The sequence below is a fragment of the Streptomyces sp. genome, assembly GCF_035563135.1.
Classification (GTDB): domain Bacteria; phylum Actinomycetota; class Actinomycetes; order Streptomycetales; family Streptomycetaceae; genus Streptomyces.
Genome location: NZ_DATMVN010000427.1, coordinates 1 through 2701, shown reverse-complemented (window position 1 = coordinate 2701; position 2701 = coordinate 1). Strand labels below are relative to the sequence as shown.

General features: G+C 67.6%; 3 protein-coding genes and 1 tRNA gene. 1 reads left to right on the top strand and 3 read right to left on the bottom strand.

The annotated features are described in order from the left end of the window. On the top strand, positions 1 to 1351 hold a 1351-nt coding region (locus VN520_RS18785; protein WP_325748076.1), incomplete at its 5' end, for an ATP-grasp domain-containing protein. A gap of 4 nt (positions 1352 to 1355) precedes the next feature. Here VN520_RS18785 and VN520_RS18780 read toward each other — a convergent pair. The 3 genes from VN520_RS18780 to orn all read right to left on the bottom strand — a co-directional run bounded on the left by VN520_RS18780 (position 1356) and on the right by orn (position 2560). Then, positions 1356 to 1532 carry a hypothetical protein gene (locus VN520_RS18780; protein ID WP_325748075.1) on the bottom strand — a complete coding sequence of 59 codons (177 nt, stop codon included), beginning with the start codon at positions 1530 to 1532 and terminating at the stop codon, positions 1356 to 1358. 222 nt (positions 1533 to 1754) lie between these two features. Further along, positions 1755 to 1827, bottom strand: a tRNA-His gene (locus VN520_RS18775). 127 nt (positions 1828 to 1954) lie between these two features. Next, entirely contained in the window at positions 1955 to 2560 is a 606-nt protein-coding gene (gene orn / locus VN520_RS18770; RefSeq protein ID WP_325748074.1) for an oligoribonuclease, read from the bottom strand. Positions 2561 to 2701: the final 141 nt, after the last annotated feature.

The window sequence follows — 2701 nt, the reverse complement described above, 5'->3', positions numbered from 1 at the left end:
GAGGAGATGGGCGCCGCCGCTGAGCGGGTCACTTCTCCTCTTCTCGAACGGCCGATGTGAATTTCGATTCTGCAAGGGAAGCACGGCAGTGAGCCAAAACTGGATCGTCTCCATTGAAATGCACACCCTTCCCGGCGGAGGCCGGGGAACCACGCGCGCGGGCAGAGCGGTGCAGGCACCGTGCCGTGCCCAGCTGGAAGCAGCCCGGCGCCTGGGGTATCTGACAGCAGTAGTGGTCTCGGAACGCGAGAGCTACGGATCCCAGTACGACGACGTGGTCGATGCCTGGTTGATCACCAATACTCAGGACGCCGCGACCATCGTGCACGTCCTCAAATCCCTCCATGGTGAGATCACCTCTGTCTACAACTCGGTGGACAGTTTTGTGCGCATCGCAGCGGAGGTGGCTGCCAAACTCCAGCTCCGCGGCCCCGATCCTCTGGGAGCCGGTATCGCCCGGGACAAGGCGACAGCCCGGGCAGCCCTGGCAGAAGCCGGAGTGCCCGACATCCGCTGGGGCGTGAAGTCCGCTCTGGACGAGGACCTGAACTCTCCGATCGGCTATCCCTGTGTCGTCAAACCAGTGGACGGGGCCGCCAGTTGGGATGTCGCACTGGTGCGGGACGAACAGGCGGTCCGTGAACTGGCAGCCCGGCATCTGGGCCGTGCCTACGGTCGCCGGGTCCAGCCGCAGCGCCGATTGCTGTTCGAGGAGGTCCTGGAGGGGCCGCTCCTCAGCGCGGAAGGTTTCGTTGACGAGAGCGGTGTAAAGATCATCGGCTATTCCGATCGCGTGATGTCGGCACCACCGCATTTCGTGGAACTCGCTGTGCGTTTCTCCACCGAATGTCCCTTTCCCGAGGCCGATGCCTATGTCGCCACCACTCTGCGGGCGCTGGACTACGACTTCGGCGCCTTTCACCTCGAATTCATCCTGACCACCGACGGTCCGCGACTGGTGGAGCTCAACCCGCGCCTGGTCGGTGCCGGCGTCCAGCACGCCATGTCCCACGTCATGGCCGCACCACCGGCCGCCCTGCTCATCTCCGGAATCATCGGCGGTGGGATGCCTGTTCCGGACATCACCGGTGCCGTGACCGAGCTGTACCTCACCGCTCCCGCCACCGGTGTACTGCGCGAGGCGCGCGGACTGGAAGCGGCCGTCGCCTCCGACGGGTGCCAGGGCGCGGGGCTGTATGTCGCGCTCGGCGACGACGTCAGCTCCGAGATCGAGTCCAACAGTCAGTACATCGGCTATGTGCATGCCGTGGGCGAGACCCGCGAGGACTCGTACGACAAGGCTCTCGAAGCTGCCGGTCGCATCGACTACGTGATCGACGGGGTGCGGTGAAGCTTCAGTCGGCGAGGTCTCGCGCTGCGGCGTCAGGGAGGTGCCTGCGGAGGAACCGGTACTCCTGCTGTTCCAGGAAGACCCTCTCCCCGGACGTCCCCTCGTCGACACGCGGAAGACGGGTGTGCGCGCAGCGGTTCTTGGTGCGCAGCGGGGGATCGGCGTCGATCGCCGCCTGCACGGTGCACCACAGCAGACCGTGCCGATCGGCTGTGGACTCCGGCGAGGCCGGCCGACGGACCCACCGCCCTGCCTTCGCGTCCTGCCGGCCCGCTTCCTGATCGTTGCCATGGGGCGCACGTCAGGTCGGAAATCCGGCCGTGTGCGGCCGTGGTGTGGCCGGCCTGGGGGACGAAAAAGCCCCTGACCTGCGTTTCCGCAGGTCAGGGGCTTCCTCTTCAAGGGTGAGTAACGGGACTTGAACCCGCGACATCCTGGACCACAACCAGGTGCTCTACCATCTGAGCTATACCCACCATGTCGTCCGGTCCTTCACTGACCGGCCGAGAAAAAGTGTACAGGGTCCGAGGGGGTGCTCGCGCCCGCGTATGCGAGGAAGGCCCCACGGGCCCCGGAGGGCCCGTGACCAGTGGGGTGGTGCGTCTACTGTCCGGCGGCCGGCGTGTGGCGCGCCGCGATCTCCTTGGCGCGGGCCGAGTCCGGGCCGGGCTGCGGCACGAAGACCGCGTCCCGGTAGTAGCGCAGCTCCGTGATGGAGTCGCGGATGTCGGCCAGTGCCCGGTGGTTGCCGTTCTTGTCCGGACTGTTGAAGTACGCCCTCGGGTACCAGCGGCGCGCCAGCTCCTTGACCGAGGACACATCGACGATCCGGTAGTGGAGGTAACCCTCCAGAGCCGGCATGTCACGCGCCAGGAAGCCCCGGTCGGTGCCGACCGAGTTCCCGCACAGCGGGGCCCTGCCCGGCTCCTTCACGTGCTCGCGGATGTACGCCATGACCCGCTCCTCCGCGTCGGCCAGGGTCGTGCCCCCGGCCAGCTCGTCGAGCAGGCCCGAGGCGGTGTGCATCTGCCGCACCACCTCGGGCATGGTCTCCAGGGCCGCGTCCGGCGGGCGGATCACGATGTCCACCCCTTCACCGAGCACGTTCAGTTCCGAGTCGGTGACCAGCGCGGCCACCTCGATGAGTGCGTCGTCCGTCAGCGAGAGCCCGGTCATCTCGCAGTCGATCCACACCATGCGGTCGTTCATGAGCCCCACCCTACGGGGCGCTGCGCTGCCCCGGCAGGGCCGGTCGGCCCGGAACATACGCCTCGGGACCCGGCCCGGGACGGTCCACGAGGCCGCCGGGAGCGGCGGCCGCGACGACCGGGGACGGGCCGGGTGAGGACG

What these genes read in the sequence shown, in the direction of transcription:
- orn (WP_325748074.1), bottom strand. Translation starts at nt 2,560, where the DNA reads ATGAACGACCGCATGGTGTGGATCGACTGCGAGATGACCGGGCTCTCG.